Origin of the sequence: Streptomyces thermoviolaceus (genome assembly GCF_045209695.1) — a bacterium.
In the GTDB taxonomy this organism is placed as follows: Bacteria; Actinomycetota; Actinomycetes; order Streptomycetales; family Streptomycetaceae; genus Streptomyces; species Streptomyces thermoviolaceus.
Map to the genome: position 1 here is coordinate 3,199,714 of NZ_CP109280.1, position 24,065 is coordinate 3,223,778.

The 24,065-nt window shown below is 72.1% G+C and carries 23 protein-coding genes and 3 tRNA genes; 12 read left to right on the forward strand and 14 right to left on the reverse strand.

The genetic code is table 11. The annotated features are described in order from the left end of the window. Nucleotides 1-30 precede the first annotated feature (30 nt). On the reverse strand, nt 31-549 hold the full coding sequence (locus OG899_RS13975; protein WP_125500505.1) for an SSI family serine proteinase inhibitor: 519 nt from the start codon (nt 547-549) through the stop codon (nt 31-33). Nucleotides 550-758: 209 nt separating this feature from the next. On the opposite strand from OG899_RS13975, the gene OG899_RS13980 reads away from it, so the two are divergent. From OG899_RS13980 to OG899_RS14025, 10 genes are all read left to right on the forward strand, one after another. Continuing rightward, nucleotides 759-849 (forward strand) — tRNA-Ser (locus OG899_RS13980). Nucleotides 850-1,342: 493 nt separating this feature from the next. Further along, nucleotides 1,343-1,415 (forward strand) — tRNA-Arg (locus tag OG899_RS13985). A gap of 181 nt (nt 1,416-1,596) precedes the next feature. Then, nucleotides 1,597-2,265 carry a Type 1 glutamine amidotransferase-like domain-containing protein gene (locus OG899_RS13990; protein WP_125500504.1) on the forward strand — a complete coding sequence of 223 codons (669 nt, stop codon included), beginning with the start codon at nt 1,597-1,599 and terminating at the stop codon, nt 2,263-2,265. A gap of 106 nt (nt 2,266-2,371) precedes the next feature. Then, nucleotides 2,372-2,974 (forward strand): UTRA domain-containing protein, encoded by a 603-nt coding sequence (locus tag OG899_RS13995; RefSeq protein WP_229814018.1) that lies wholly within the window; start codon nt 2,372-2,374, stop codon nt 2,972-2,974. An 88-nt stretch (nt 2,975-3,062) separates the two neighbouring features. Further along, the gene (locus tag OG899_RS14000; protein ID WP_373296042.1) at nt 3,063-3,935 is read left to right on the forward strand and encodes a DUF2797 domain-containing protein; all 873 of its coding nucleotides are present in this window, start codon (nt 3,063-3,065) and stop codon (nt 3,933-3,935) included. A 114-nt stretch (nt 3,936-4,049) separates the two neighbouring features. Further along, nucleotides 4,050-4,790 carry a response regulator transcription factor gene (locus OG899_RS14005; protein ID WP_125500502.1) on the forward strand — a complete coding sequence of 247 codons (741 nt, stop codon included), beginning with the start codon at nt 4,050-4,052 and terminating at the stop codon, nt 4,788-4,790. A gap of 101 nt (nt 4,791-4,891) precedes the next feature. Then, on the forward strand, nt 4,892-6,526 hold the full coding sequence (locus tag OG899_RS14010) for a cell wall metabolism sensor histidine kinase WalK (protein ID WP_229814027.1): 1,635 nt from the start codon (nt 4,892-4,894) through the stop codon (nt 6,524-6,526). A 123-nt stretch (nt 6,527-6,649) separates the two neighbouring features. Beyond that, on the forward strand, nt 6,650-8,068 hold the full coding sequence (locus tag OG899_RS14015; RefSeq protein ID WP_189427954.1) for a bifunctional glycosyltransferase family 2/GtrA family protein: 1,419 nt from the start codon (nt 6,650-6,652) through the stop codon (nt 8,066-8,068). Beyond that, on the forward strand, nt 8,065-10,380 hold the full coding sequence (locus OG899_RS14020) for a glycosyltransferase family 39 protein (protein ID WP_189427955.1): 2,316 nt from the start codon (nt 8,065-8,067) through the stop codon (nt 10,378-10,380). The genes OG899_RS14015 and OG899_RS14020 overlap by 4 nt, the downstream gene beginning before the upstream one ends. A 301-nt stretch (nt 10,381-10,681) precedes the next feature. After that, complete coding sequence (locus OG899_RS14025; RefSeq protein ID WP_189343440.1) at nt 10,682-11,452, forward strand: TetR/AcrR family transcriptional regulator; 771 nt, start codon at nt 10,682-10,684, stop codon at nt 11,450-11,452. A 34-nt stretch (nt 11,453-11,486) separates the two neighbouring features. Here OG899_RS14025 and OG899_RS14030 read toward each other — a convergent pair whose 3' ends face one another. From OG899_RS14030 to OG899_RS14045, 4 genes are all read right to left on the reverse strand, one after another. After that, entirely contained in the window at nt 11,487-11,987 is a 501-nt protein-coding gene (locus tag OG899_RS14030) for a PPOX class F420-dependent oxidoreductase (RefSeq protein WP_189427956.1), read from the reverse strand. 185 nt (nt 11,988-12,172) lie between these two features. Next, on the reverse strand, nt 12,173-12,994 hold the full coding sequence (locus OG899_RS14035) for a YceI family protein (RefSeq protein ID WP_168132501.1): 822 nt from the start codon (nt 12,992-12,994) through the stop codon (nt 12,173-12,175). 134 nt (nt 12,995-13,128) lie between these two features. Then, nucleotides 13,129-15,717 (reverse strand): MFS transporter, encoded by a 2,589-nt coding sequence (locus tag OG899_RS14040; RefSeq protein WP_125500332.1) that lies wholly within the window; start codon nt 15,715-15,717, stop codon nt 13,129-13,131. A 9-nt stretch (nt 15,718-15,726) separates the two neighbouring features. Further along, nucleotides 15,727-16,239, reverse strand: a complete 513-nt coding sequence (locus OG899_RS14045) for a MarR family winged helix-turn-helix transcriptional regulator (protein ID WP_125500333.1) — start codon at nt 16,237-16,239, stop codon at nt 15,727-15,729. A 340-nt stretch (nt 16,240-16,579) separates the two neighbouring features. Here OG899_RS14045 and OG899_RS14050 point away from each other — a divergent pair, with 340 nt between their 5' ends. Further along, on the forward strand, nt 16,580-16,771 hold the full coding sequence (locus tag OG899_RS14050) for a hypothetical protein (protein WP_168132477.1): 192 nt from the start codon (nt 16,580-16,582) through the stop codon (nt 16,769-16,771). 168 nt (nt 16,772-16,939) lie between these two features. Here OG899_RS14050 and OG899_RS14055 read toward each other — a convergent pair whose 3' ends face one another. The 8 genes from OG899_RS14055 to OG899_RS14090 all read right to left on the reverse strand — a co-directional run bounded on the left by OG899_RS14055 (nt 16,940) and on the right by OG899_RS14090 (nt 22,307). Next, nucleotides 16,940-17,857, reverse strand: coding sequence for an RNA polymerase sigma factor SigF (locus tag OG899_RS14055; protein WP_125500334.1), 918 nt, complete (start codon nt 17,855-17,857; stop codon nt 16,940-16,942). 698 nt (nt 17,858-18,555) lie between these two features. Next, nucleotides 18,556-19,389 carry an RNA polymerase sigma factor SigF gene (locus tag OG899_RS14060; protein ID WP_229814392.1) on the reverse strand — a complete coding sequence of 278 codons (834 nt, stop codon included), beginning with the start codon at nt 19,387-19,389 and terminating at the stop codon, nt 18,556-18,558. 257 nt (nt 19,390-19,646) lie between these two features. Next, on the reverse strand, nt 19,647-19,940 hold the full coding sequence (locus tag OG899_RS14065; RefSeq protein ID WP_125500336.1) for a Dabb family protein: 294 nt from the start codon (nt 19,938-19,940) through the stop codon (nt 19,647-19,649). A 7-nt stretch (nt 19,941-19,947) separates the two neighbouring features. After that, on the reverse strand, nt 19,948-20,124 hold the full coding sequence (locus OG899_RS14070; RefSeq protein WP_125500337.1) for a hypothetical protein: 177 nt from the start codon (nt 20,122-20,124) through the stop codon (nt 19,948-19,950). A 113-nt stretch (nt 20,125-20,237) separates the two neighbouring features. Continuing rightward, nucleotides 20,238-20,325 (reverse strand) — tRNA-Ser (locus tag OG899_RS14075). Between the two features lie 59 nt (nt 20,326-20,384). Further along, on the reverse strand, nt 20,385-20,816 hold the full coding sequence (gene tadA / locus OG899_RS14080) for a tRNA adenosine(34) deaminase TadA (RefSeq protein ID WP_125500345.1): 432 nt from the start codon (nt 20,814-20,816) through the stop codon (nt 20,385-20,387). Nucleotides 20,817-20,917: 101 nt separating this feature from the next. Beyond that, on the reverse strand, nt 20,918-21,451 hold the full coding sequence (locus tag OG899_RS14085; RefSeq protein ID WP_125500338.1) for a hypothetical protein: 534 nt from the start codon (nt 21,449-21,451) through the stop codon (nt 20,918-20,920). 595 nt (nt 21,452-22,046) lie between these two features. Then, a complete protein-coding gene (locus OG899_RS14090; RefSeq protein WP_229814384.1) occupies nt 22,047-22,307 on the reverse strand; it encodes a hypothetical protein in 261 nt (86 codons plus the stop codon). 279 nt (nt 22,308-22,586) lie between these two features. Between OG899_RS14090 and upp the strand changes: the two genes are divergently transcribed. Further along, complete coding sequence (gene upp, locus OG899_RS14095; RefSeq protein ID WP_125500339.1) at nt 22,587-23,222, forward strand: uracil phosphoribosyltransferase; 636 nt, start codon at nt 22,587-22,589, stop codon at nt 23,220-23,222. A gap of 201 nt (nt 23,223-23,423) precedes the next feature. Here upp and OG899_RS14100 read toward each other — a convergent pair whose 3' ends face one another. Further along, nucleotides 23,424-24,050 (reverse strand): LytR C-terminal domain-containing protein, encoded by a 627-nt coding sequence (locus OG899_RS14100; RefSeq protein ID WP_125500346.1) that lies wholly within the window; start codon nt 24,048-24,050, stop codon nt 23,424-23,426. Nucleotides 24,051-24,065: the final 15 nt, after the last annotated feature.

Below are 24,065 nucleotides of genomic sequence, written 5' to 3' on the forward strand. Positions count from 1 at the left end.
GGGCGGGGCGGCACCGGGCCGCCGGCGACGTCAGGAGCGCAGGTCGGGCAGGAGGGGCACCAGCCGGTTCCAGCGGTCGATCTCACAGCCGTTGCGGCGGTCGTAGTCCGCGTCCACCCGCCGCCCGGCCCAGACACCGGTGAGGTGCGCGGTGGCCGGCCCGCCGTACTGCAGCGTGCAGGCGCTGCCCTGCGGCACGGGCGCGAAGAGGTCACGCCCCCAGCGCACGCTGCGGTCGAGCAGCGCGCACGCGCCCCGCACGTCCGGGTGCGTGCCGCCCTCGGGGTGGCAGTACAGCTGCCACGTCCCGTCGTGCGCCGCGCCCGCGTGCCGCACCGTGACCGTGAGGTGGTCTCCGGCGCGGTCCTCGTCCCGGACCGGTGGCGGCGCACCGGGGGCCGCGGCGGCGGGCAGGGCGGCCACCGCGGTGAGCGCGGCGGCACAGGCGGAGACGCCGAGGAGCACCCGCCGCAGCACGCGGCGCCGGCCGGCACCCGGGAGCCGTCGCGGCCCCGGGTGCCCCGAGAGGGAAAGATTCAGCTGCATCATGCCCGGACTAACGCACCGCTGCCCGGTACGTTGCGCGGCGCACCCCCGCCCGCACGTCCCGCCGGGGCCCGCCGCCGCGCCGACGTCACGGCGAGGGCTTTGCTCTGGAGCGGTTCCGCCTAGTACCGTGGGCAGCGATTGGTGACACCCCGCGTGGCTGTGTCATCATCTGCACGCACTGCTGATGCGCATGTGTCGGTGGTTGTGCTGGAGGCGTCGCCTAGTCCGGTCTATGGCGCCGCACTGCTAATGCGGTTTGGGCCTTAAAGCCCATCGAGGGTTCAAATCCCTCCGCCTCCGCGCGTGAGCACCGAAGCCCCGGTCGTGAGACCGGGGCTTCGGCGTTCTCGCTCTGTCGTTCTCGCTCTCCGGTTCGTCGTTCCCGGTCTTCGGGGCGGCCGCCCGGGTTCCCGGTCTTCGGGGCGGCCGCCCGGGCGGGTCGGGTCCTCGGGGCGGTGCCTCCGGACTTGGCCGGCCTTCCCTCCCCGTGCCCCCTCGGTCGACCCGCCGGTGCCGCGGGCTGTGGTCCTCCGGGGCGGACGCGCGGGCCATGCGCCGGCGATCCGCCGCCGAACCACCACCGATCCACTGTCGATCTGCCGTCGATCTGGTGCCCACGGGCGTCCTCGACGCCGCCGTCCCCTGCCGCCCGCTGTACGTCACCGGACGCGTTTGCGCAGGTCAGAGGGGGTGCGGGATATGGATTTCACATGACGGCGGGGAATCATGTAATGTTCTTGGTGTCGCCGCGAGGGGCCGAAAGGAACCGGAAGCGGTGACGACAACAGAACAAGCACTCGTAGCTTAACGGATAGAGCATCTGACTACGGATCAGAAGGTTGCAGGTTCGAATCCTGCCGAGTGCGCACAGGGCAGAAGCCCCCGGGATCATCCCGGGGGCTTCTGGCATCCGCTGTCGACAGCGGTCGCTGACATCGACGCGGCCGGAAACCGATCACTCCGTGGCAGCCGGACGCCCCGGCGCACGACCGTGCCCCCCGTTTATGTCCGTTGCGCCGCCCCGATGCGGTGTGCTTGGCTCGCCCGGTGAATCTTCTGCTGACGGCGGGCGGCGTGCGCAACGAGACGTTGCGGGAAGCGTTGCGGGACATGCTGGGCAAGCCGTTCGGATCGGCGAACGTCGTGTACGTGCCCACGGCGTCGGTCGCCGAACCCGGGGATCACGGGTGGGTCCTCGCGGACATGAACCGGCTGCACGGTCTCGGCTGGCGCGAGTTCGACATCCTGGAGCTGAACGGCCTGCCCCGGCGGACGGTGCTCGACCGGCTGCTGCACGCCGACGTCGTCCACGTCGGAGGCGGCAACCACTACCACCTCGCCCGCAGCATCACCGGCAACGGGCTGGCCGACGGTTTCCTCGAGGCCCTGCGGAGCCGGGTCTACGTCGGGTTCAGCGCCGGATCGATGATCTTCAGCCGGCATCTGAACGAGCACTCCGCCGACGTCATCGGGGACAGCGCGGACCTCCATGTGCTCGGTGCGACGACCGTGGAGCCGCCGTTCGGCCTGTTCGACTGGTACGTCAAGCCGCACCTGTACTCGCCGGACTTCCCCGAGCGGGACGACGCCTGGGCCGACCGCATCGTCGCGCGGGCGGACTTCCCGCTCTGGTTCCTCGACGACGACACGGCCGTGCGGGTCCGGGACGGCGAGGTGGACGTCGTCTCCGAGGGCCGGTGGCGGTTCCATCCCTGAGGGACGGGACACACCCCCACGCGGGCCCGTCCCGGTCGGCCGGCCCCGTCCGTCCCCGCAGGCGGGCAGGGGGAAAAGGGAGCGCGTACCGGGGAACCCGGCAGGCATGAACGACGACGAGCGCATGCGGCACCCGACGCGGTGCAGGGCCGTGCGGTCCACGCTGCGGCACCGGTGGGAGAAGGAGCGGACCCACGCCGACCTGCGGGAACGCCGCAGCACCGGGGCCACCGAGCAGGAGACGGGGCTGCCCACCGGCCGACTGGCGTTCCGGGCCGTGTACGACCGGGTGGAGGCGTCGGCGGATCTTGCCGCCGCTCTCGGCGTCGGGACGGGGACCGCGCTGCTCCGGCGGACGTATCGCACGAGGCCGGCCGGTGAGGGCACGCCGTTGAACGTCTGCCGCTCCTGTCTTCCGTACGCCCTGGCCGCGCGGAACCCCGAGCTGCTCGACGCCTCCAACGAGCCCTGGCCCGGCGGGACCATGCACCAGCTGTCCACCGTGGGCGTCGAGGTGGCGCGGGTGGAGGAGGTGGTCACCGCACGTCCGCCGACCGACGCGGAGGCCCGGGAGCTGGGGCTGGCACCGGGGGTGCCGGTCATGGAGATCCGCAAGACGCTGCACGACGTGAGCGGGCAGGTCGTCGAGGTGGCCGACATCCTGCTGCCCGGTGATCGCTATGCCGTCCGCTGCGTGACCCGGCTGTGACGGCGCCGCCGCGCCCCGCTCTCCTGCCGCGCCGGCCGGGTGCAGCGTGCCGGGGCGTTGTCGGTGGGGGCTCGTAGTCTCGTGGGTGATGGCGGTGTGGACGTGCTCGGGGCTGCGCTGGTCGGCGGACGGGCCTGTGCTGGCGTGGCGGGGCGGGCGTGCGAGCACGCTGCCGAGGGGGAAACGCGTGGCCTTCAGGGTCGCGGAAGGGGGAGTGCGCAGATGCTCGGGGGCGCGGGGGAACGCGTGCGCCACCGGTGCGGTGGTGCCGGGGCGGAGCACGGGGGCGCGGTGCGAGGAGTGCGCACGGCTGGAGCGGGCGCGCTCGGTGGCCGCGGACACCGCCGTGGACGATCCCCGGCCGTATCGCGTGTACCTGGCCTGGTTCGGGCCCGGCCTGGTCAAGGTCGGGATCACCGCGGTCGAGCGGGGCCCGGCGCGGCTGCTGGAGCAGGGCGCGGTCTGCTTCAGCTGGCTGGGCACCGGCCCGCTGATGGCCGCCCGGCGCGCCGAGCAGCTGCTGCGGGCCGCGCTGGGCGTGCCCGACCGGATCCCGTACGCCGCCAAGCGGGCCGTACGGTCCGTGCTGCCGTCGGCCGCGGCGGACCGGGCGGCCGAGATCGGGCGGCTGCACGAGCGGGCCGGTGCGCTCGCCGGATGGCCGGAAGCACTGCGGAGGGAGCCGTTCCGGCCCGTGGACCATGTGCCGGTGTTCGGACTGGCGGGTCTGCCGGCCGCGGTCGGCCAGATACGGGAGCTGGTCCCCGGCGGGACGGTGTGCGGTGACCTGGTCGCGGCCGCCGGGCCCGACCTGCACCTGGCGACCGGGGACGGGGTGGTGGTGCTGGACACGCGGCTGATGACCGGCTGGCAGCTCGCTCCGGCCGCCGACGGCGGTCAACTCACCGTGCCCGTGAGCCGGTACACGCCGGTGCCCGGTGAACAGCAGGAGCTGTTCTGACCGGAGGGCGGCGTGCGCGCAGGAGTGCCGGGCGTCGTGGGTGCTCGCGCGTTTCTCAGGAAAATCACAGATCCGCGAAAGACCCCTCTCAGAGGGCGTCGCCAGGGTGACGGCATGACCACGACTACGCCCAAGGGACGCACCGAACTGCTGAGGCCGGACGGGAGCCCCGTCCGGGTGCTGGTGGTGGACGACGAGCCGTCGATCACCGAGCTGCTGTCCATGGCCCTGCGCTACGAGGGCTGGCAGATCCGCACCGCGGCGGACGGCCGCGGTGCCGTGCAGGCCGCCCGCGAGTTCCGGCCCGACACCGTGGTGCTGGACATGATGCTGCCGGACATGGACGGGCTGAGCGTGCTGGGGAGGCTGCGGCGCGAGCTGCCGGACGTGCCTGTGCTGTTCCTCACCGCGAAGGACGCCGTCGAGGACCGGATCGCCGGTCTCACGGCGGGCGGCGACGACTATGTGACCAAGCCGTTCAGCCTGGAGGAGGTCGTCGCGCGGCTGCGCGGGCTGATCCGCCGCTCGGGCGCCGCCGACCGGCGTTCCGACTCCGTGCTCGTCGTCGGCGACCTCACCCTCGACGAGGACAGCCACGAGGTCACGCGCGGCGGCGAGAGCATCCACCTGACCGCGACCGAGTTCGAGCTGCTGCGGTTCCTGATGCGCAACCCGCGCCGCGTGCTGAGCAAGGCGCAGATCCTGGACCGGGTGTGGTCGTACGACTTCGGCGGCAAGGCCAACGTCGTGGAGCTGTACATCTCCTACCTGCGGCGCAAGATCGACGCCGGACGCGAGCCGATGATCCACACCCGGCGCGGCGCCGGGTACCTGATCAAGCCCGCGAGTTCGTGATCGGGCGGCGGGTGTCAGCCGCGCCGGGGCCGGGGCGCACCGAGGCGGTCCCGCGCGCGACGCACTCGGCACGCGCTCCCCGTCCGCCTCGTCCGCCCCGTCTGTTCCGTGCGCCCCGCCCGCCCCGCCGGCCGCGCACGCTGCGGACACGGCTCGTCGTCGCCTCCGTGGTACTGATCGCCGTGGTCTGCGCGGTGATCGGCACGGTGACGACGCTGGCCCTGCGCTCCCATCTGTACGAGCAGCTGGACGGGCGGCTGGACGAGGTCGCGGCGCGGGCGTCCGGTTTCATGCCGCCGGCCGGGCACCGGGCCGACGGCCGCATCCCGCCGTTGCAGCCGGGCAAGAGGATCGACCTGACCGAGTTCGTCACCCACGGCCCGCAGCCGCAGGGCACCATCGTGGCGGCCGTCGAGGACGACTCGGTCACCGAGGCGCAGTTCGGCAAGAAGACCAGCGACAACAACATCCCGCAGCTGACCGCCCAGTCCCTCGGCGCGGCACAGACGGCCGCCCTGGCCTCGGTCGCCCGGGACGGGATGCCGCACACCGTGTCCATCCCCGGCCTGGGCGGATACCGGGCCCGGTACGTCGCCGGACCCAACGGCACGTACGTCGTGGCCATCCCCACCGCCGAGGCCGACAACACCATCAGCACTCTGATCCTGGTCGAGATCAGCGTCACCGCCGCCGGACTGGTCGCCGCCTCGCTGGCCGGCGCCGCCATCGTCGACGTCGCCCTGCGCCCCCTGCGCAAGATGGCCGCCCTCGCCACCCGGGTGTCCGAACTCCCGCTGCACGCCGGCGAGGTGCGGCTCAGCGAGCGCGTGCCCGAGTCCGAGACCGACCCGCACACCGAGGCCGGCCAGGTCGGTGCGGCCCTCAACCGCATGCTCGACCACATCCACGGCGCTCTGCACGCCCGGCAGCTGAGCGAGATGCGGGTACGGCAGTTCGTCGCGGACGCCAGCCACGAGCTGCGCACCCCGCTGGCCTCCATCCGCGGATACGCCGAACTGACCCGGCGCGGCAGGGAGCAGGTCGGGCCCGACACCCGGCACGCCCTGGACCGTATCGAGTCCGAGGCCGCACGGATGACCCTGCTGGTGGAGGACCTGCTGCTGCTCGCCCGGCTGGACGCGGGCCGGCCGCTGCACTTCGAGTCGTGCGACCTCGTCCCGCTCGTCGTGGACACCGTCAGCGACGCACGGGCGGCCGGCCGGGACCACGACTGGCGGCTGGACCTGCCCGAGGAACCCGCCCTGGTGCCGGCGGATCCGGCACGGCTGCAGCAGGTGCTGGTCAACCTGCTGGCCAACGCGCGCACGCACACCCCGCCGGGCACGACCGTCACCGCGCGGGTGCGGCGGGAGGGGACGTGGCTGTGCGTGGACGTGCAGGACGACGGGCCGGGCATCCCGCCGGAGGTGCTGCCGCGCGTCTTCGAACGGTTCGCCCGCGGGGACTCGGCACGGTCCCGTACGACCGGTTCGACGGGCCTGGGGCTGGCCATCGTGCAGGCCGTGGCGACCGCGCACGGCGGCACCGTCACCGTGGACAGCGTGCCCGGACGGACCGTCTTCACCGTCCGCCTGCCCGCCCTCCCGCACGCTGTGCCGCCTCCGCCGCACGCTGTGCCGCCTCCGCCCGTGTGCCCGCCGTCCATGCCCTCGCAGCCAGCGCCGCCGCAGCTCGCGGGCTCGCCGTCCGCACTCCCGCAGCCCAGTCGTCCGTAGGAGACACAGAAGCAGAGCAACGGGAACCGCAGGCACTGCGAGCCGGGGACGGCAGACGAAGTCACAGCTGCGGCACAGCGTCAGCACACAGGCCGTACAGGGCGGTTGAGAACAGTCGCGGTCATGCGAACCGACATGTCCCCCGGCGCGCTGCCGGCGCGGGAGCACCTTCCGGCCACAGATGCCGCAACGCCCGTCCTGGACGTGGTGATCCCCGTCTACAACGAGGAGAAGGACCTGCGGCCGTGCGTGCTCCGCCTGCACGAGCATCTGACGCGCACCTTTCCCTACGGCTTCCGCATCACCGTCGCGGACAACGCCTCGACGGACGCCACCCCGCATGTGGCCGCCCGGCTGGCGGAGGAGATTTCCGAGGTCACCGGTGTCCGGCTGGAGCAGATGGGCCGCGGCCGCGCGCTGCGGACCGTGTGGTCGGCCTCCGAGGCACCGGTCCTCGCCTACATGGACGTCGACCTGTCCACCGACCTGAACGCGCTGCTGCCGCTGGTGGCACCGCTCATCTCCGGCCACTCCGACCTGGCGATCGGCTCCCGTCTCACCCGTGCCTCCCGGGTCGTGCGCGGGCCCAAGCGGGAGTTCGTCAGCCGGATGTACAACCTGATCCTGCGCGGCTCGCTGCACGCCCGGTTCTCCGACGCGCAGTGCGGGTTCAAGGCGATCCGGCGGGACGTCGCCCAGGTGCTGCTGCCGCTGGTGGAGGACACCGGCTGGTTCTTCGACACCGAGATGCTGGTGCTCGCCGAGCGGGCCGGCCTGCGCATCCACGAGGTGCCGGTGGACTGGGTCGACGACCCGGACTCCACGGTGCACATCGTCCGGACCGCCCTCGACGACCTGAAGGGCGTCTGGCGGGTCGGCAAGGCCCTGGCCACCGGTTCGCTGCCGCTGGACCGCCTCGCCCGGCCCTTCGGCGACGACCCCCGTGACCGGGAGATCCGAGACGTGCCCCGGGGACTGGCCCGTCAACTGGTGGGCTTTTGCGTGGTGGGCGTCCTGTCCACGCTGTTCTACCTGCTGCTCTACAGCCTCTTCCGGCAGGTGTGCGGCTCGCAGACCGCCAACGCGCTCGCCCTGCTGGTCTCCGCGGTCGCCAACACGGCTGCCAACCGCCGCCTCACCTTCGGGGTGCGCGGCCGCAGCGGTGTGGTCCGCCACCAGGCGCAGGGCCTGATCGTCTTCTGCATCGGCCTGGTGCTCACCAGCGGCTCGCTCGCTGCCCTGAACACCGCGACCAGCCACCCGGCGCGCTCCACCGAACTCGCCGTCCTGGTCGCCGCCAACCTCGCCGCTACCGTGCTGCGCTTCCTGCTGCTGCGTGCCTGGGTCTTCGCCGACCGCCGCGACCGGCGGACCACCGCTCCGGCACACGGCACGACGGTGGAACAGAGCGCGACGACCGGGGACCACCCGCCGGCCGTACAGCCGTGTCCGACCACCCAGCCGCAGCCCCAGCCAGGGGACGACACCGCCCGACGGGGCCCGGTGCGTCCGCTCGGAACCGACTCCAAGGACCCTCGATGAGCACGGATCACGACCCCACGACCCCCGGCGCAGGCACCGGAACCATGGCGCCGCCCAGTGACCCGCCCGTGGACGAGGGCCCGCCACCGGCGGGCTCTCGTGCGGCGCGGCTCGGCCGCCGCCTGTGGCGGGGCCGGCCCGAGGACCCGGCCTGGGTGCGCCCCTCGCTGCTCGCGCTGCTGCTGGCGACCGGCGTGCTCTACCTGTGGAACCTCAGCGCCTCCGGCTACGCCAACTCGTTCTACTCGGCGGCCGTTCAGGCGGGCAGCGTCTCGTGGAAGGCGTTCTTCTTCGGCTCGCTCGACGCGGGCAACGCCATCACCGTCGACAAGCCGCCGGCCGCGCTGTGGCCCATGGCGCTGTCGGTCCGGATCTTCGGCCTGAACTCGTGGGCGGTGCTCGCGCCGCAGGTCGTCATGGGGGTGCTCACGGTCGCCGTGGTGTACGCGACCGTACGCCGCCGGTTCGGCCCGGCGGCCGGGCTGATCGCGGGCGGGGTGCTGGCGCTGACCCCCGTCGCGGCGCTGATGTTCCGGTTCAACAACCCGGACGCGCTGCTCGCGCTGCTGATGTCGCTCACCGTGTACCTGGTGCTCCGGGGCGTCGAGGACGGCCGCACCAGGTGGCTGGTGTGGGCGGGCGGCGTGGTCGGTCTGGCCTTCCTCACCAAGACCCTCCAGGCCTTCCTCATCCTCCCGGCGCTGGCGCTGGTGTACCTCTGCTGCGCGCCCGTGCGGCTGCGCAAGCGGCTGGGGCAGCTCGCGCTCGCCACGGTGGCACTGGTCGTCTCGGGCGGCTGGTGGGTCGCCGTCGTCGAGCTGTGGCCCGCGTCCTCGCGTCCGTACATCGGCGGATCGCAGCACAACAGTTTCCTGGAGCTGACCTTCGGCTACAACGGCTTCGGCCGCATCAACGGCGACGAGACAGGAAGCGTCGGAGGCGGCGGCGGACCCGGCGGATTCGGCGGTGGCGGCCGATGGGGCGAGACCGGCTGGGACCGCATGTTCAACGCCGAGGTCGGCAGCCAGATCTCCTGGCTCCTGCCGGCCGCGCTGATCCTGCTGGTCGCCGGGCTGGTGTGGACCCGGAGGGCGGTGCGCACCGACCTGGCCCGCGCCTCGTTCCTCGCCTGGGGCGGGTCCCTGCTGATGACCGCGGGCGTCTTCAGCTACATGGCGGGCATCTTCCACCAGTACTACACGGTGGCGCTCTCCCCCTACCTCGCCGCCGTCGTCGGCATGGGCGCGGGCGCCCTGTGGCAGGAACGGTCCCGCCCGTGGGCGTCGCTGACCCTGGCCGCCGCCGCGACGGCGACCGCCGCCTGGGGATACGTCCTGCTCCACCGCACCCCCGACTATCTGCCCTGGCTGAGGTGGGCCGTCCTGGTCGGCGGGCTGGCCGCGGCCCTCGGGCTGATCTTCGTCTCCCGGCTCGGCCGGCGGCTCGCCGTGGTCACGGTCGCCGGGGGCCTGATCACCTGCCTGGCCGGACCGGCCGCGTACACGCTGAGCACGGTGGACTCCCCGCACACCGGCTCCATCGTCACGGCCGGTCCTTCGGGGGCGAGCCGTTTGGGCTTCGGCGGCAGGGGCGGCGGCCCCGGCGGTCCGGCCGGTGCCGGTGGCCCGGGTGGTGGCGGGATGCCGGGCGCGACCGGTCAGGGTGCCCCCAATGGCCAGGGCGGCCAGGGGGGCGGCTCCGGCAATGGCTTCCGCGGGTTCCCCGGATTCCCTGGCGGCGGTGGCGGCATGCCCGGCCATAACGGACAAGGCACACCGAACGGACAGGGCGCGCCGAACGGCCAGGGTGCCCCGGATGGCCAGGGCGGTCCGAACGGGCAGAGCCGGCCCTACGGCCGCAGCGGTGGCGCTTTCCCGGGCTGGGGCCGGACGGGCGAGGGCGGCTGGAGGGGCAGGGGCGGCGGCATGGGCGGCCTGCTCGACGGCGCCCGGGTCAGCGCGGAGGCCAAGAAGCTGCTGCAGCAGAACGCCTCGGCATACACATGGGTGGGCGCGTCCATCGGTTCCCAGAACGCGGCCAGCTACCAACTCGCCACTGGACAACCGGTGATGGCGATCGGCGGTTTCAACGGCACCGACCCGTCCCCGACGCTCGACCAGTTCAAGAAGTACGTGGCCGACGGCCGGATCCACTACTTCATCGCCGGCGGCATGGGCGGCGGCAGGCTCGGCGGCATGGGCGGCCGGGGCACCGCCGCACAGATCAGCGCGTGGGTCGAGAAGACCTTCAAGAAGGTCACGATCGGCTCGGCGACCTTCTACGACCTCACCCGGCGCTCCAGCGGCGACTGACGGCGCACCGGACGGCCGGGGGGCGGTGCCGGCCCGGGTACCGCCCCGTCCCGTCCCCCGGCCTTCCTGCCCTCGCGCCCTCCTGACCCCCTTGCCCCCCTTGACCCCGTGGCCCCCTGACCCTGGCCCCCTGCCCATGGCAGCACCCCCGGCAGCGTTGCGTGCCGATCCAAGCGGGCACACTCGGAGAAGAAGAGGCCGCCGGGAACGGTCGGTGCGGCGCGCCGCTTGTCGGACACGTCCCGGGCCCGCGGCGGGGCCCTTAGCATGACCGCCGTCGTGAAGCTGAGAAAGGTGCACCATGGGGAAGCCGGCCGGGGTGAGGGGTGCGGCGCGGACCAGCGTGTGGCTGGAGGACAGGACACGCCGTAGCGCACGCGGCGGGCAGCCGTCCGGGCTCGACCTCGAGCGGATCACCGAGGCCAGCGTGCGGTTGCTGGACGCCGAGGGGATGGCCAAATTCTCCATGCGGCGGCTGGCCGCCGAGCTGAACGTCACCGCGATGTCCCTGTACTGGTACGTCAGCAGCAAGGACGACCTGCTGGAGCTGGCCCTCGACGCGACCTTCGGCGAACTGCGGCTGCCCGACGAGCAGCACGACGAGGACTGGCGGAAGCAGCTGCGCGACCTGGCCGGGGAGTACCGGGCGCTGCTGGTGCGCCACCCCTGGCTGTCGCCGCTCGTCGGCAGCTTCCTCAACATCGGCCCCAACCACGTGGCCTTCTCGGACGCGGTGCACCGGATCATCCGGCGCACCGGACTGCCCGAGGACCGTCTGGCCGGTGCGATCTCCGCCGTGTTCCGCTTCGTGTACGGCTACGGCACCAACGAGGGCCATTTCGCAGCCCGTTGTGCCGCGGCGGGGATGGCTCCGGACGAGTACTTCCAGCACGCGGTGAGCGTGGCGACGAGTGCCCCGGACGCCGCCGAGGTGATGCGGGAGTCGATCGGCCTGCTGTCGGCCGGCGGCGGCGACACGGTCGCGCAGATGCTCGACCGCGACTTCGACGTCGCCCTGGACCTGCTCATCGCGGGTATCGAGGCGACGGTCGCCCGGAACGCACGGGACTGAGGAGCCGCCCGGCCGGGCCCGGCGGACTCTCCGCCTAGCCTTGCTCCTTCTTCTGCTCCTGCTCGTCCTGCTGCTGCACCAGCCGCGCGGGGAAGCCGCCGGTCGCCACCGGCCCCCAGCGCTCCGGCGTGACCCGGATGATCGACTTGCCCTGCCGGATCATGGCCTGGCGGTACTCGTCCCAGTCGGGGTGCTCGCCGGCGATGTTGCGGTAGTACTCGACGAGCGGTTCCACGGAGTCCGGCGCGTCGATGACCTCGGCGGTGCCGTCGATCTGTACCCACGGCCCGTTCCAGTCGTCGCTGAGGACGACGACACTGACCCGGGGGTCGCGCTTGGCGTTCCGTGCCTTGGCGCGCTCCGGGTAGGTGGAGACGACGATCCGGCCGGAGTCGTCGACGCCGCAGGTCAGCGGGGAGGCCTGCGGGCTGCCGTCGGAGCGGCGGGTGAGCAGCAGTGCGCGGTGGCGGGGGCGGACGAAGTCGAGCAGTTCCTCGCGCGTCACGCGGGTGTTGGTCGCGATGTTCGGTGCCATGCCCGCAGCGTAGGGGCTCCGGCAGCCGGGACGGACGTACGGCGGCTGATCTCCTCGTGTCTGTCACCAGCCGGGTCAGGCACGACGCGCCCCGGACCGGGGTGCCGGGGCGCGAAAGGACCGGGCGCGCACGAGCACCGTGCCGCACCGTGCCGTGCGGCAGCGGTCGCCGTCGTCGCCGAGATTCAGGTGGTGGGGAGGGTGGTGCCTTGGACGGCTTGGATGTCGAGTTCGATTTTGAGTGTGGTGCCGATGGCGGCGATGCCGGCTTGGAGGATCTGGTTGTAGTTCATGGCGAAGTCGTCGCGGTGGAGTTCGGTGGTGGCGCGGAAGGCGGCGCGGGTGCCGCCCCAGGGGTCGGGGCCGGTGCCGAGGTAGGTGAGGTCGAGGTCGATGGGGCGGGTGTGGCCGTGGAGGGTGAGGGTGCCGTGGCAGGTGTAGTGGTCGGGGCCGGTGGGGGTGAGGTGGGTGGAGGTGTAGGTGATGTGGGGGTGGTTTTCGGTGTCGAGGAAGTCGGGGCTGGTGAGGTGTTGGTCGCGGAGGGTGTTGCCGGTGTTGATGCTGTTGGTGTTGATGGTGGCGGTGACGTGGCTTTGGTTGATGTCGTCGGGGTTGATGTGGATGGTGCCGGTGAAGTCGGTGAAGCGGCCGTGGATGCTGCTGATGCCGAGGTGGTGGGCGGTGGCGGCGATGGTGGAGTGGGCGGGGTCGATGGTCCAGGGTCCGGGGGGTGGGAGTTCGGTGCCGCCTTGGCGGGTGAGGGTGTGGGTGCCGAGGTGGGCGTGGCCGCTGGCGGTGACGAGGGCGGTGGCGGCGGTGGGGGTGTAGCCGACGGCGGTGATGATGACGGTGTAGGGGCCGGGGGTGAGGGGGGTGGTGTCGTGGATGGTGCCGTTCTGGTCGGCTTGGGTGCGCAGGATCTGGGTGCCGGTGGTGTCGGTGACGGTGACGACCGCGTGTGGGATGGCCCATCCGTCGCGGGTGCGGATTTTCGCGGTCAGTGCCATCGGTGTGTGTCTCCTTGCGGGCCTTGCGGTGTGGGTGATGCGGCCAGGACCGGGCAGGTGCCTGTGGTGGCCGGGGACGGTGACCGGGTGGGGGCCGGCTGTGGCCGGCCCCCTCTTCTTGTTGTTGGTGTGGGTTATTCGGTGGGGTGGGCGAGTTCGATGGTGTGGTCGTCGATGCCGTGGCCGGTGATGGTCAGGGCGGTGGCGACGGGCGGGTAGCCGGTGGCGATGACGGTGTATTCGCCGTTGTCGAGGTCGGTGAAGGCGTAGGCGCCGTCGGGGCCGGTGGTGGCGGTGGCGACGACGTTGCCGGCGGCGTCGACGAGGGTGACGCGGGCGTCGGCGAGGGGGCCGTGGGGGGCGGTGACGGTGCCTTGGAGGGTGGCGCCGGCGTCGAGGGTGACGTCGATGCGGGTGATGCCGGTGCCGGTGATCTCGACGGGCAGGGCGCGGGGGCGGTGGCCTGCGGCGTTGACGGCGACGGTGACGGGGCCGGGGACGAGTTCGGTGAAGGTGAATTCGCCGGTGTCGTTGGTGGTGCCGGTGGCCATGAGGTCGCCGCGGACGTCGGTGACGATGACCATGGCGTCCTTGACGGGGTGGTTGCCGTCGGTGGTGCGGACGGTGCCGGTCAGGCCGCTGGTGCCGCTGAGGAGGATGTCGTAGGTGACGGGGTCGGTGTTGACGGCGATGGTGGAGGCCTGGGGCTGGTAGCCGTCGGCGGAGGCGATCAGTACGTAGGAGCCGGCGCCGGGGGCGTCGAGGGTGTAGGAGCCGTCGGCCTGGGCGATGGAGCGGCCCAGCTGGCGTCCGGCCAGGGAGATCAGGGTGACCGCGGCGTGCGGGACGGGAGCGTCCTCGGCACCGCGGATGTGGCCGCGCACCGGGACACCGCCACCGCTGCTGTTCTGCACGGGAGCGTCGTGCTCCAGCGTCGCCACCGCAGCCAGACGCTGGGCACTCTGGGGTGCACCCTCCCCGGCCTCGGCGGGCTCGAGCACGTCCGAGGTCGCGGCCCAGCTCGGCCTGCGCTCCTCGGCGGGTGCGGAGGCGGAGGCCTCGGCGACCGGAACCTCGGCCGCGGCCGCTTCGGTGTCGGCCGGCGCGGACGCCTTGCCGGAGTTCTGGCCGGCCGCCTGGGCCAGGGCGCCGGTGGTGCGCAACGGAACCTCCTTGATGAACAGCATGAAGAGGAAGGCGATGAACGCGCACGGCGCGCCGTAGAGGAAGGCGTCGGCGATGCCGTGGCCGTAGGCGGCCTCCAGCCAGGTGCGCACGGCCTGCGGCAGGGCGTTCATGTCGGGCAGCTCGCTGCCGGCGCTCAGCGCCTTGCCGGCGGCGGCCCGTGCCTGCGGGCTCAGCGACATGACCGTGTCCTGGGCGTGGTGCGTGATCCGGGTGGACATCACCGAACCGAGGACGCCGACGCCGACCGCACCGCCGAGGGTGCGGAAGAAGCTGACGGTCGAGGATGCGGCACCCAGGTCCTGCGGGGCGACCTGGTTCTGCGTGGACAGCACCAGGTTCTGCATCGTCATACCGACGCCGACGCCGAGCAGCGCCATGTACAGGGACAGGTGCCAGTACGGGGTGTCGTAGCGCATGCTGCCGAGCAGGCCCAGGCCCGCGGTCAGGCAGGCGCCGCCGGCCACCAGCCAGCCCTTCCAGCGGCCGGTGCGGCTGATGATCTGGCCGGACACCATGGAGGCGATGAACAGACCGCCGATCATCGGGATCGTCATCACGCCGGACATCGTGGGGGACTTGTCCCGGGCCAGCTGGAAGTACTGGGAGAAGAACACCGTGCCCGAGTACATGCCCACGCCGACGAACAGTGAGGCGGCCGAGGCCAGGGCGATGGTGCGGTTGCGGAACAGGCGCAGCGGGATGATCGGCTCGGCGGCCTTGGTCTCCGTGAAGACGAACAGCAGTGCCAGCACGATGGTGCCGCCGACCATCGTGCAGGTCTGCCACGACAGCCAGTCGTACTTGTCGTCCGCGAAGGTCACCCAGAGCAGCAGCAGGGAGGCGGCGGCGGTGATGAAGAACGCACCGGCCCAGTCGATCTTGACCTCGCGCTTGGTGACCGGCAGGTGCAGGGTCTTCTGCAGCACGATCAGGGCGATCAGCGCGAAGGGGATGCCGACGAACAGGCAGTAGCGCCAGCCCAGCCAGCTGGTGTCGGTGATGACACCACCGAGCAGCGGGCCGCCGACCGTGGCGACCGCGAACGTCGCACCGGTGTAACCGGAGTACCGGCCGCGCTCCCGGGGCGCGATCATCGCGGCCATGATCACCTGCACCAGTGCGGACAGGCCGCCGGCGCCCAGGCCCTGCACGACACGCGCGGTGATCAGCATCGCGGGGTTCTGTGCCAGGCCCGCTATGACCGAACCGGCGACATAGACGACCAGGGCTATCTGGACGAGCGCCTTCTTGCTGAGCAGGTCGGCGAGCTTGCCCCACAGGGGAACGGAGGCCGTCATGGCGAGCAGCGCGGCGGTGACGACCCAGGTGTAGGCGGACTGGCCGCCGCCGAGGTCCTTGATGATCGTCGGCAGCGCGTTGGTGACGATCGTCGAGGACAGAATGGCGGCGAACAGGCCGAGGAGCAGACCGGAGAGTGCCTCCATGATCTGCCGGTGCGTCATCGCAGCGCTGTCCGGGGAGCCTCCCCCTTGCTTGGCATGAGCCCGCACACCGGCTGGTGTGGTCGTTGCCATGGGCTTCCTTTACGTATGTGCGTTTGCGGGTGTACGGGTGGTCTCTTCGATCACGGGAGTGTCCGCCGGGGCGTGGACCCGGCCCGGGTGGGGCCGGCAGTCGCCGAAGCTTTCGCGCAGCCGCGACATGAGGTGGATGAGCTGCCCGACCTCGTCGTCGCTCCAGTCGCTGAGCCGTTCGGCGAGCAGTTGCGTGGTCCGCCGGAACAGGTCGTCGAGCCGGTCCAGGCCGGCGGGGGTCAGGTGCAGGATGCGCGAGCGCTTGTCCACGGGGTCCGGCAGCCGTTCGATCCAGCCGCGGGCGACGAGGTGTGCCACTTGCCTGCTGGTCACCGACAGGTCCACGGCGAGGTGTTCGGCGAGCTTGCTCATGCGCATGTCGCCGTGCACGTCGAGAATCGTCAGGACAGCCCCTGAGCCGGCCGGACAGTCGGGCGGCATGATGCGCGCCAGATCCCTTCTCACGGCTCCGACGGCGCTGAGCTGGCGTACCAGCTCTTCGTACTGCGCCTGCCCGGCCACCGCACCTCCCGTGATCGTTGCTTAGGGCAACGATAAGCCTGGTTGGTTGCTGAAATTAACGAAATCAGGGGGTGCGGGCGCAAAAAGTTGGCAAAGGCAAGTATTGCGAATGTAAACCTGCAGGTGAAGGTGTCTACGCGGGTGGATCCGGTTGTCTCGTCCGGGAGTTCGCCGGGGGTGCGCTCGTGCTCGGTGTGCGCCCCGAAACCGGTTCGGCGCCGCGGTGTGCGCCGTCGCTCGGCTGTGGGCGGGCCGGCCGTCCCAACTCCCTTGCTCCCGGGCCGCATCCGCCCAACCCCGCGCTTGGGCGGCACCCGCGTTTTCGCTAGGGTCTCGGGCCATGGCTAACACCCAGGGCCCCCAGGGCAACTACGACCCCGCCGGCAGCACCCAGATGTTCCGCGCGTTCGTCGACGAGGCTCCCCAGGGCAGGCGGCAGGAGGCCTCCAGCGGTCCTCGTGTCGGCCTGATCGTCGGCGTCGTCGCCGTCGTGGTCATCCTCGCGGCGGTTGCCTGGCTGGCGTTCAAGTAGGCGCGTCGCGGCACGTCGCACAAGGCGGCCGCCGGACCGCACGGGAGGCGGTCCGGCGGCCGTGTGCTGCCGTCGACGGTGTTCCCCGGCCCCACCGGCCGCGCGCAGGGGCGCCGACCGGGCCGGGAAGTGGTCAGCCCTCGGTCCTCGGGCCTCAGCCCTCGGTCCTCAGTCCGAGATCAGGCCCTCCCGCAGCTGGGCCAGGGTGCGGGTGAGCAGCCGGGAGACGTGCATCTGCGAGATGCCGACCTCCTCGCCGATCTGCGACTGGGTCATGTTGGCGAAGAAGCGCAGCATGATGATGCGGCGTTCCCGGGGCGGCAGCTTGGCCAGCAGCGGCTTGAGCGACTCGCGGTACTCCACGCCCTCCAGCGCGGTGTCCTCGTAGCCCAGACGGTCGGCCAGGGAGCCCTCGCTGCCGTCGTCCTCCGGGGCCGGCGAGTCCAGGGAGGAGGCCGTGTAGGCGTTGCCGACCGCGAGACCGTCGACGACGTCCTCCTCCGACACGCCCAGTACGGCGGCGAGTTCGGCCACGGTCGGGGAGCGGTCCAGCTTCTGCGACAGCTCGTCGCTGGCCTTGGTCAGCGCCAGCCGCAGCTCCTGCAGGCGCCGCGGCACCCGCACCGACCACGAGGTGTCCCGGAAGAAGCGCTTGATCTCACCGACGACCGTGGGCATCGCGAACGTCGGGAACTCGACCCCGCGGTCGCAGTCGAAGCGGTCGATCGCCTTGATCAGCCCGATGGTGCCGACCTGGACGATGTCCTCCATCGGCTCGTTGCGCGAACGGAACCGGGCCGCGGCGTAGCGCACCAGCGGCAGGTTCAGCTCGATCAGCGTGTCCCGGACGTAGGCGCGCTCCGGGCTGTCCTCGTCGAGTGCGGCGAGCCGCAGGAACAGGGAACGGGACAGCGTGCGGGTGTCGATGCTCTCGGAGGACTCAGGGGCCGGGGCGGGCGCGGCCGGGGCCGGGACGGCCGGAAGAGCCGCCACGTCGTCGAGGGCGTCGAACGGCTCGAACGCCGGGGAAGGCGCCTCGCTCTTCGTGAGCGTCAGCACCTCGGAGCTGCCCTGGTCTGCGGACATGCCACCCCCTCTGGGTCGCGGGACGGTCGCGGGCCTCGTTCTGAGGAGAACTCAGCCCTCACCTGAATACCGGAGCCGAAGCTGCGGCAAACGCGCTTCCCGCAGAATGTCACATGTCGGCAACGCGCTGTAGTGACATGTCGACATCCGAGATGCGAATCGGCCCTGCGTGAACAGGCCTTGACGGTCTTCGGCAGGCAGGTGTCGGTATCCGCCCTGGTGAGCGATTCGCTCGCACAGGTGATGCATCGATCCTGTTTGCGGTCGGGTGGCGGCGAACCCTCCGGTCATCGGACGGCGGCCGCTGCTGTCCTCAGCCGGTCCCTCCTCGTCCGAGTGAGGGGTTCCGCCTTCGGCCGTCGGACGGTGCCGGCTTCGGCCGTGGGGCTGTGCCGGGTTCGGGCGTGGGGCTGTGCCGTCTTCGGTCGTGAGGCGGGTCGGCCGGCTTGCCGCCTCCTCGATCCGGGCGAACCGGCTCCCGGCCGGCTCCGGCCGTCTCCGCCCTTCTCCGGCGCTCTCCGGCGGTCGGCGGGCTCTTGTCGTCGTCCGGACGGTCGGGTTCCGCTCCGGGGCGTGCGGGGCCTTGCAGGGCCGTTGCAGGGCCGTTGCGGGGCTCCTGCGGGTCCTGGTGCGCGGCAGGGCGGGATCGCAGAGGGTCCGCAGCGGTCCCGCAGCGGGATGCGGTGGCCCGTCGCCGGTCACGCGTCGATGCGGTTCGAGGCGCGCAGCCGCTGGAAGCTGCGCGCCAGCAGCCGGGAGACGTGCATCTGGGAGACGCCGAGTTCCGCGCTGATCTGCGACTGGGTGAGATTGCTGTAGTAGCGCAGCAGCAGGATGCGCTGCTCCCGTTCGGGCAGCTGGACGAGGAGGTGGCGGACCAGGTCGCGGTGCTCCACGCCGTCCAGGGCGGGATCCTCGTAGCCGAGGCGGTCCAGCAGCCCGGGCAGCCCGTCGCCTTCCTGCGCGGCCTCCAGCGAGGTCGCGTGGTACGACCGGCCCGCCTCGATGCAGGAGAGCACCTCGTCCTCGGAGATGCGCAGCCGTTCGGCGATCTCGGCGGTGGTGGGGGACCGGCCGAAGGCGGTCGTCAGGTCCTCCGTGGCGCTGTTGACCTGGACCCACAGTTCGTGCAGCCGGCGCGGGACGTGCACCGTGCGGACGTTGTCGCGGAAGTAGCGTTTGATCTCACCGACGACCGTGGGCATCGCGAACGTCGGGAACTGCACGCCCCGGTCGGGGTCGAAGCGGTCGATGGCGTTGATCAGCCCGATGGTGCCGACCTGGACGACGTCCTCCATCGGTTCGTTGCGGGAGCGGAAGCGGGCGGCGGCGTAGCGCACGAGCGGGAGATTGGCCTCGATGAGCGCCCCGCGCACGCGGGCGTGCTCGGGCGTGCCTGGTTCGAGCTGCTTCAGCTGGGCGAAGAGCACCTGGGTGAGCGCCCTGGTGTCGGCACCGCGCCGCTTCTCCGGGGCGGACGGCCGGGCGGAAGCCTCCTTCTGGGGCGGCGCAGTACTGGCCGACACGGTCAACGCCACCTCTTCGTCGATCAACTCATCCGTCAAAAGCGGTCATAGCATCACAAGACATGAGCTACGTGTTCAAGCACCGCATACAGACGTGTTGAGTGACGAATCAGCTGATGTGGGGCATGAAACGCGGTGCGGCCCCGCACCGTCGCGGTGCGGGGCCGGCCGTCGGGCTGCCCGGTCGCACGGCTGCCGGGGGAGTGCGCGCAGGGCGGTCCCCGGGCCGCGGCAGAGGCGTCCGGAACTCGTCCGGATCGGGTCTAGAACTCGTAGTCGGCGATCACCCAGGTGGCGAACTCCCGCCACAGGGCCACGCCCGCCTGGTGGGCCGGGTGGTCGAGGTACCGCTGCAGGGCGTCGGCGTCCTCGACCGCCGAGTTGATCGCGAAGTCGTAGGCGATGGGCCGGTCGCTGACGTTCCAGCCGCACTCCCAGAAGCGCAGCTCGTCGATCTGGCCGCCCAGTGCCCGGAACGCCTCGACTCCCTCGACGACGCGCGGATCGTCGCGCGTCACGCCCTCGTTGAGCTTGAACAGCACCAGGTGGCGGATCACCGCGTCCCTACTTCCCTCCGTGCGCGGCCCAGGTCATGAAGTCGCCGATCGCCTTGGCGGCGTCCGATATGCCCTCGAAGCCTATCTGTACGTAGTCGGCGGCCTGGGCCGGATCCGTGATGATCACGTACAGCACGAAGACCACGATCACGTAGAGGACGATCTTCTTGGCGTGCGCCGCCACCGCGGCCTCCTCTGTCGCTCGTTGCCCGCCCGATGTTGCCATGACGATCGCACGACAGGGGCCCGAAGATCGAGAAAAGGGACCCCGTCCGTTGCCGGACGGGGTCCCTTTCGTGGCGGTAGCGGAGGGATTTGAACCCTCGGTGACTTGCGCCACACTCGCTTTCGAGGCGAGCTCCTTCGGCCGCTCGGACACGCTACCGAGGGAGACCCTACAGCACATCGGGCCGTGGGTTGAAATCGGTTGGCGCGTCCGCCTGCTCAACGGCCGCGGAAGAACTCGGTGAGCAGCGTGGCGCACTCGTCGGCGAGCACGTCCCCGATCACCTCGGGCCGGTGGTTGAGCCGCCGGTCGCGCAGGACGTCCCACAGCGATCCGGCGGCCCCCGCCTTGTCGTCGCGGGCGCCGTAGACCACCCGGTCCACGCGCGAGAGCACCAGGGCCCCCGCGCACATGGTGCACGGTTCCAGCGTCACCACCAGGGTGCAGCCGGACAGCCGCCACCGGCCGGCGCGCGCGGCGGCCCGCCTGAGGGCCAGGACCTCCGCGTGGGCCGTGGGGTCGCCGGTGGCCTCGCGTTCGTTGTGCGCGGCCCCGAGCACGGTCGTGCCGTCCTCGGCCAGCACGACCGCGCCGACCGGCACGTCCCCGCCCCGGACGGCCTGTCCGGCCTCCTGAAGGGCGAGCCGCATCGCGTCCCGCCAGGGGTCGCGGACCGGGTCGGGCTGCCGACCGGGGGTGAGCGGAGTCTGTTGCACGGTCGTCGTCGGGGTCGTCGGGGTCTGCTGCACGGTCAGCGGACGGTCTCCAGCACCTCCGAGGCACCCAGGGCTTCGGCGATCGCGCTCAGCGCGTCGTCGGCCTGCAGGGCGCGCAGCTCCTTCTCGCTGACACCGAGGTCGTCGAGGATCTCGGCGTCGCCCAGCGGGCTGTGCGTGATCGTTCCGAGGGTGTCGGTGTCGTCCTCGTCGTCGGCGGAGGCCGGCTCCCCGTCCTCCGTGCCGTCGAGGTCGAGCGAGTCCAGGTCGGGGCCGTCGTCGCCCGGTTTCCGGCCGAGCAGCTCGTCGGTGAGCAGGATCTCGCCGTACGCACTGCGGGCTGCCGCAGCGGCGTCCGAGACGTAGATACGAGGGTCGTCCTCGCCATCCACGCGGACGACGCCGAACCACGCCTCCTCCTGCTCGATCAGGACGAGCACCGTGTCGTCCTCGGCCGAGGCGTCCCGGGCCAGGTCGGCCAGGTCGGACAGCGTCTCCACATCGTCGAGCTCTGTGTCGCTCGCTTCCCACCCGTCTTCGGTGCGCGCGAGCAGTGCGGCGAAGTACACCGTGACTCTCCCACTGGTCTTAGGCGTGCCGGTTGGGGGTCCCCCCGGCGGAGGTTCTGGGCGGAGAGAGAGCTGGGCTCCGAGCCCCACCCACTCGGAATCGTGGCAGAAACAAGGCGTTCAGGGGATGTCTTCCGCTCCCTGTGTCCGGCAGTTGTGTCGCACGTCGGGAAGGCATCCGCACCGGCGCGCATGTTGCCGCCTTCTGCGGATCGTACGCGGCTTTCCCCGGTGGTTCCGTGCGGCCGCTCCGCAACGCCGGCCGGGGTGTCGGCCGACTGTCGCGGCGGCCCTGGATGCGGGCCTGCGACGGTGCCGGAGGCCGTGTGCGGAAGGACGGTCGCGTCGGGCGTGGCTCCGGGTGTGCCGGGCGTGGCTGAGTGGCTCCGGGAGCACCGTGGTCGGCCGCGTGGCACCGAGAGCACCGTGTTCGGCCGCGTGGCACCGGACGCGCCGGGAACGGCGGGGCGCCGGGTGTGGTCCGGGCGCGGCCGGGACGGGACGGCGCGCTGCGGCGGCCGCGTGGGTGACGTGGGGGCTCTCCTGCCGGTGCCGGTTGCCCGGTCGTGGTCCGTGAAACGCCGGGGCCGCGCTTCTACGAACGGAACGTGCGCATGCGCATGGCCTGCCGGTACCGCGCGGCTCTGGCGCGGCGCGGCTGCACCCGGTCGCGCAGCCGCCGGGCCTGGGCCAGGTCGCGCAGGAACTCGGCTCTCCGCAGATGCCGCTCGGCGTCGGCGGGGACGGCGGTTCCGCCTCCGGCGGCGGTGGCGCCGGGCTGCCGCACGTCGTCCTGGGGCGGGGCGCTGCCGCGGGCCCGCTGCGGTCGGTGTTCGGGTCGGTGTTCGGGCTGCATGGGTTCCGGACCACCGCCTCCGGCTGATCGCGGGGGAAGGGCTGGTGCACGACCCGCGGGACCGTCTGTACGGGCCTCGCGCGCCCTGCGCGCCCTGGTACGTCCTCCCACTGTCCCCCGGACGGCGGGTGTGCTGCCACAGGAGCGGGCACCGGGGTGCCGTGCGGCACGCGGGTGACGGCCGTCCGTCGGTTACCGTGTGCCACCACGACGGGCGGGCGCGGGTGGCGGCGACGGCCGGGCGGTCCGGTCCTCGGCCGCCCGGTTACTGTGGAGCACATGCGTCTCCATGTCGTCGACCACCCCCTGGTCGCTCACAAGCTCACCACGCTGCGCGACCGCCGCACCGACTCCGCCACCTTCCGTCGGCTCGCCGACGAGCTGGTGACCCTGCTCGCCTACGAGGCGACCAGGGACGTGCGCACCGAGCAGGTCGACATCCACACCCCCGTCGCGCCGACCACCGGCGTCAAGCTCTCCCACCCGCGTCCGCTGGTGGTGCCGATCCTGCGGGCCGGCCTCGGCATGCTGGACGGCATGGTGCGGCTGCTGCCGACCGCCGAGGTGGGCTTCCTCGGCATGATCCGCAACGAGGAGACGCTGCAGGCTTCGACGTACGCCACGCGCATGCCCGAGGACCTCTCCGGGCGCCAGGTGTACGTGCTGGACCCGATGCTCGCCACCGGCGGCACGCTGGTCGCCGCGATCAAGGAGCTGATCAAGCGCGGTGCCGACGATGTGACCGCGGTGGTGCTGCTGGCCGCACCCGAGGGCGTCGCGGTCATGGAGCGCGAGCTGGAGGGCACCCCGGTGACCGTGGTGACCGCGTCGGTCGACGAGCGCCTCGACGACAACGGCTACATCGTCCCCGGCCTGGGCGACGCCGGCGACCGGATGTACGGGCTGGCCGGCTGACACGCCGCACGGCGCACGCTCCGGCACGCGAAGACGTTCGAGGGCGTTCGAGGAGGTTCGTCCCGCTTCCCCCGTCTGCGTGGGACGGGGGTGGCGGGCCGGCGCACGGGGGCGCCGACAGGGCCACAGAACCCGCAGGATCACAGGACCGGCAGGACCACAGACCGACAAGGCGTCGGTTGGTCGCTCGGCCGTGCGCCGTCAGCAGCCCTTCGGCGAGGTGCTGGGGGCCGGCTTCGGGGCGCTCAGGTCGGCGAGCGCCTGGTCGGCGGCCGCCCGCTGGGCGAGCTGCTGGAAGCCGTCGCCGATGATCAGGTCGACGTCCTTCCCCGTGCGGGCGTCGGTCCGGCGCTCGGCGTCCGGCAGCTGGGTGCCGAGCACCCGCAGCGCGGTGTCCAGCGACGAGGTGGGGCCCAGCAGGACGCCGACGCCCTTGACCTTCTTGTCGTACTCCTTCGTCGCGTTGTCCACCCGGCCGATGCGGAACCCGCGCTTCTTCAGTTCGTCCGCCGTCTGCTTGGCCAGACCGCTGCGCGGCGTGGCGTTGAGGACGTTGACCGTGATCTCCGCCGGCTCGGGCAGCGCCTGAGCCGTGCTCGCGGGGGAGGGTGACGACTGAGCCGCCGTACCGGTGGCGCAATGGGCCGACGAGTCGGCCGCCGAGGCCTTCCTCCCGCCGGTGAACACGTCGATGAGCTGCAAGGTGCCCCAGCCGATCACCGCGAGCGCGGCCACGCAGGCGACGACGAGGGCCACGAGCCTGCCGTGCCGCCGGGGCCTGCGCATCCGCGGGTACTTCTTCCCCGTGATCCGGTACTGCCCGCCCATGCCGGGGGGAGTGAG

Bases quoted from the DNA above. Each gene is read 5' to 3' on its own strand.
- OG899_RS13975 (WP_125500505.1), bottom strand. From the start codon at position 549: ATGATGCAGCTGAATCTTTCCCTCTCGGGGCACCCGGGGCCGCGACGG.
- OG899_RS13995 (WP_229814018.1), top strand. From the start codon at position 2,372: ATGAACGACGACGAGCGCATGCGGCACCCGACGCGGTGCAGGGCCGTG.
- OG899_RS14000 (WP_373296042.1), top strand. From the start codon at position 3,063: ATGGCGGTGTGGACGTGCTCGGGGCTGCGCTGGTCGGCGGACGGGCCT.
- OG899_RS14005 (WP_125500502.1), top strand. From the start codon at position 4,050: ATGACCACGACTACGCCCAAGGGACGCACCGAACTGCTGAGGCCGGAC.
- OG899_RS14015 (WP_189427954.1), top strand. From the start codon at position 6,650: ATGCGAACCGACATGTCCCCCGGCGCGCTGCCGGCGCGGGAGCACCTT.
- OG899_RS14020 (WP_189427955.1), top strand. From the start codon at position 8,065: ATGAGCACGGATCACGACCCCACGACCCCCGGCGCAGGCACCGGAACC.
- OG899_RS14025 (WP_189343440.1), top strand. From the start codon at position 10,682: ATGGGGAAGCCGGCCGGGGTGAGGGGTGCGGCGCGGACCAGCGTGTGG.
- OG899_RS14030 (WP_189427956.1), bottom strand. From the start codon at position 11,987: ATGGCACCGAACATCGCGACCAACACCCGCGTGACGCGCGAGGAACTG.
- OG899_RS14035 (WP_168132501.1), bottom strand. From the start codon at position 12,994: ATGGCACTGACCGCGAAAATCCGCACCCGCGACGGATGGGCCATCCCA.
- OG899_RS14040 (WP_125500332.1), bottom strand. From the start codon at position 15,717: ATGGCAACGACCACACCAGCCGGTGTGCGGGCTCATGCCAAGCAAGGG.
- OG899_RS14050 (WP_168132477.1), top strand. From the start codon at position 16,580: ATGGCTAACACCCAGGGCCCCCAGGGCAACTACGACCCCGCCGGCAGC.
- OG899_RS14055 (WP_125500334.1), bottom strand. From the start codon at position 17,857: ATGTCCGCAGACCAGGGCAGCTCCGAGGTGCTGACGCTCACGAAGAGC.
- tadA (WP_125500345.1), bottom strand. From the start codon at position 20,816: ATGCGGCTCGCCCTTCAGGAGGCCGGACAGGCCGTCCGGGGCGGGGAC.
- OG899_RS14090 (WP_229814384.1), bottom strand. From the start codon at position 22,307: ATGCAGCCCGAACACCGACCCGAACACCGACCGCAGCGGGCCCGCGGC.
- upp (WP_125500339.1), top strand. From the start codon at position 22,587: ATGCGTCTCCATGTCGTCGACCACCCCCTGGTCGCTCACAAGCTCACC.
- OG899_RS14100 (WP_125500346.1), bottom strand. From the start codon at position 24,050: ATGGGCGGGCAGTACCGGATCACGGGGAAGAAGTACCCGCGGATGCGC.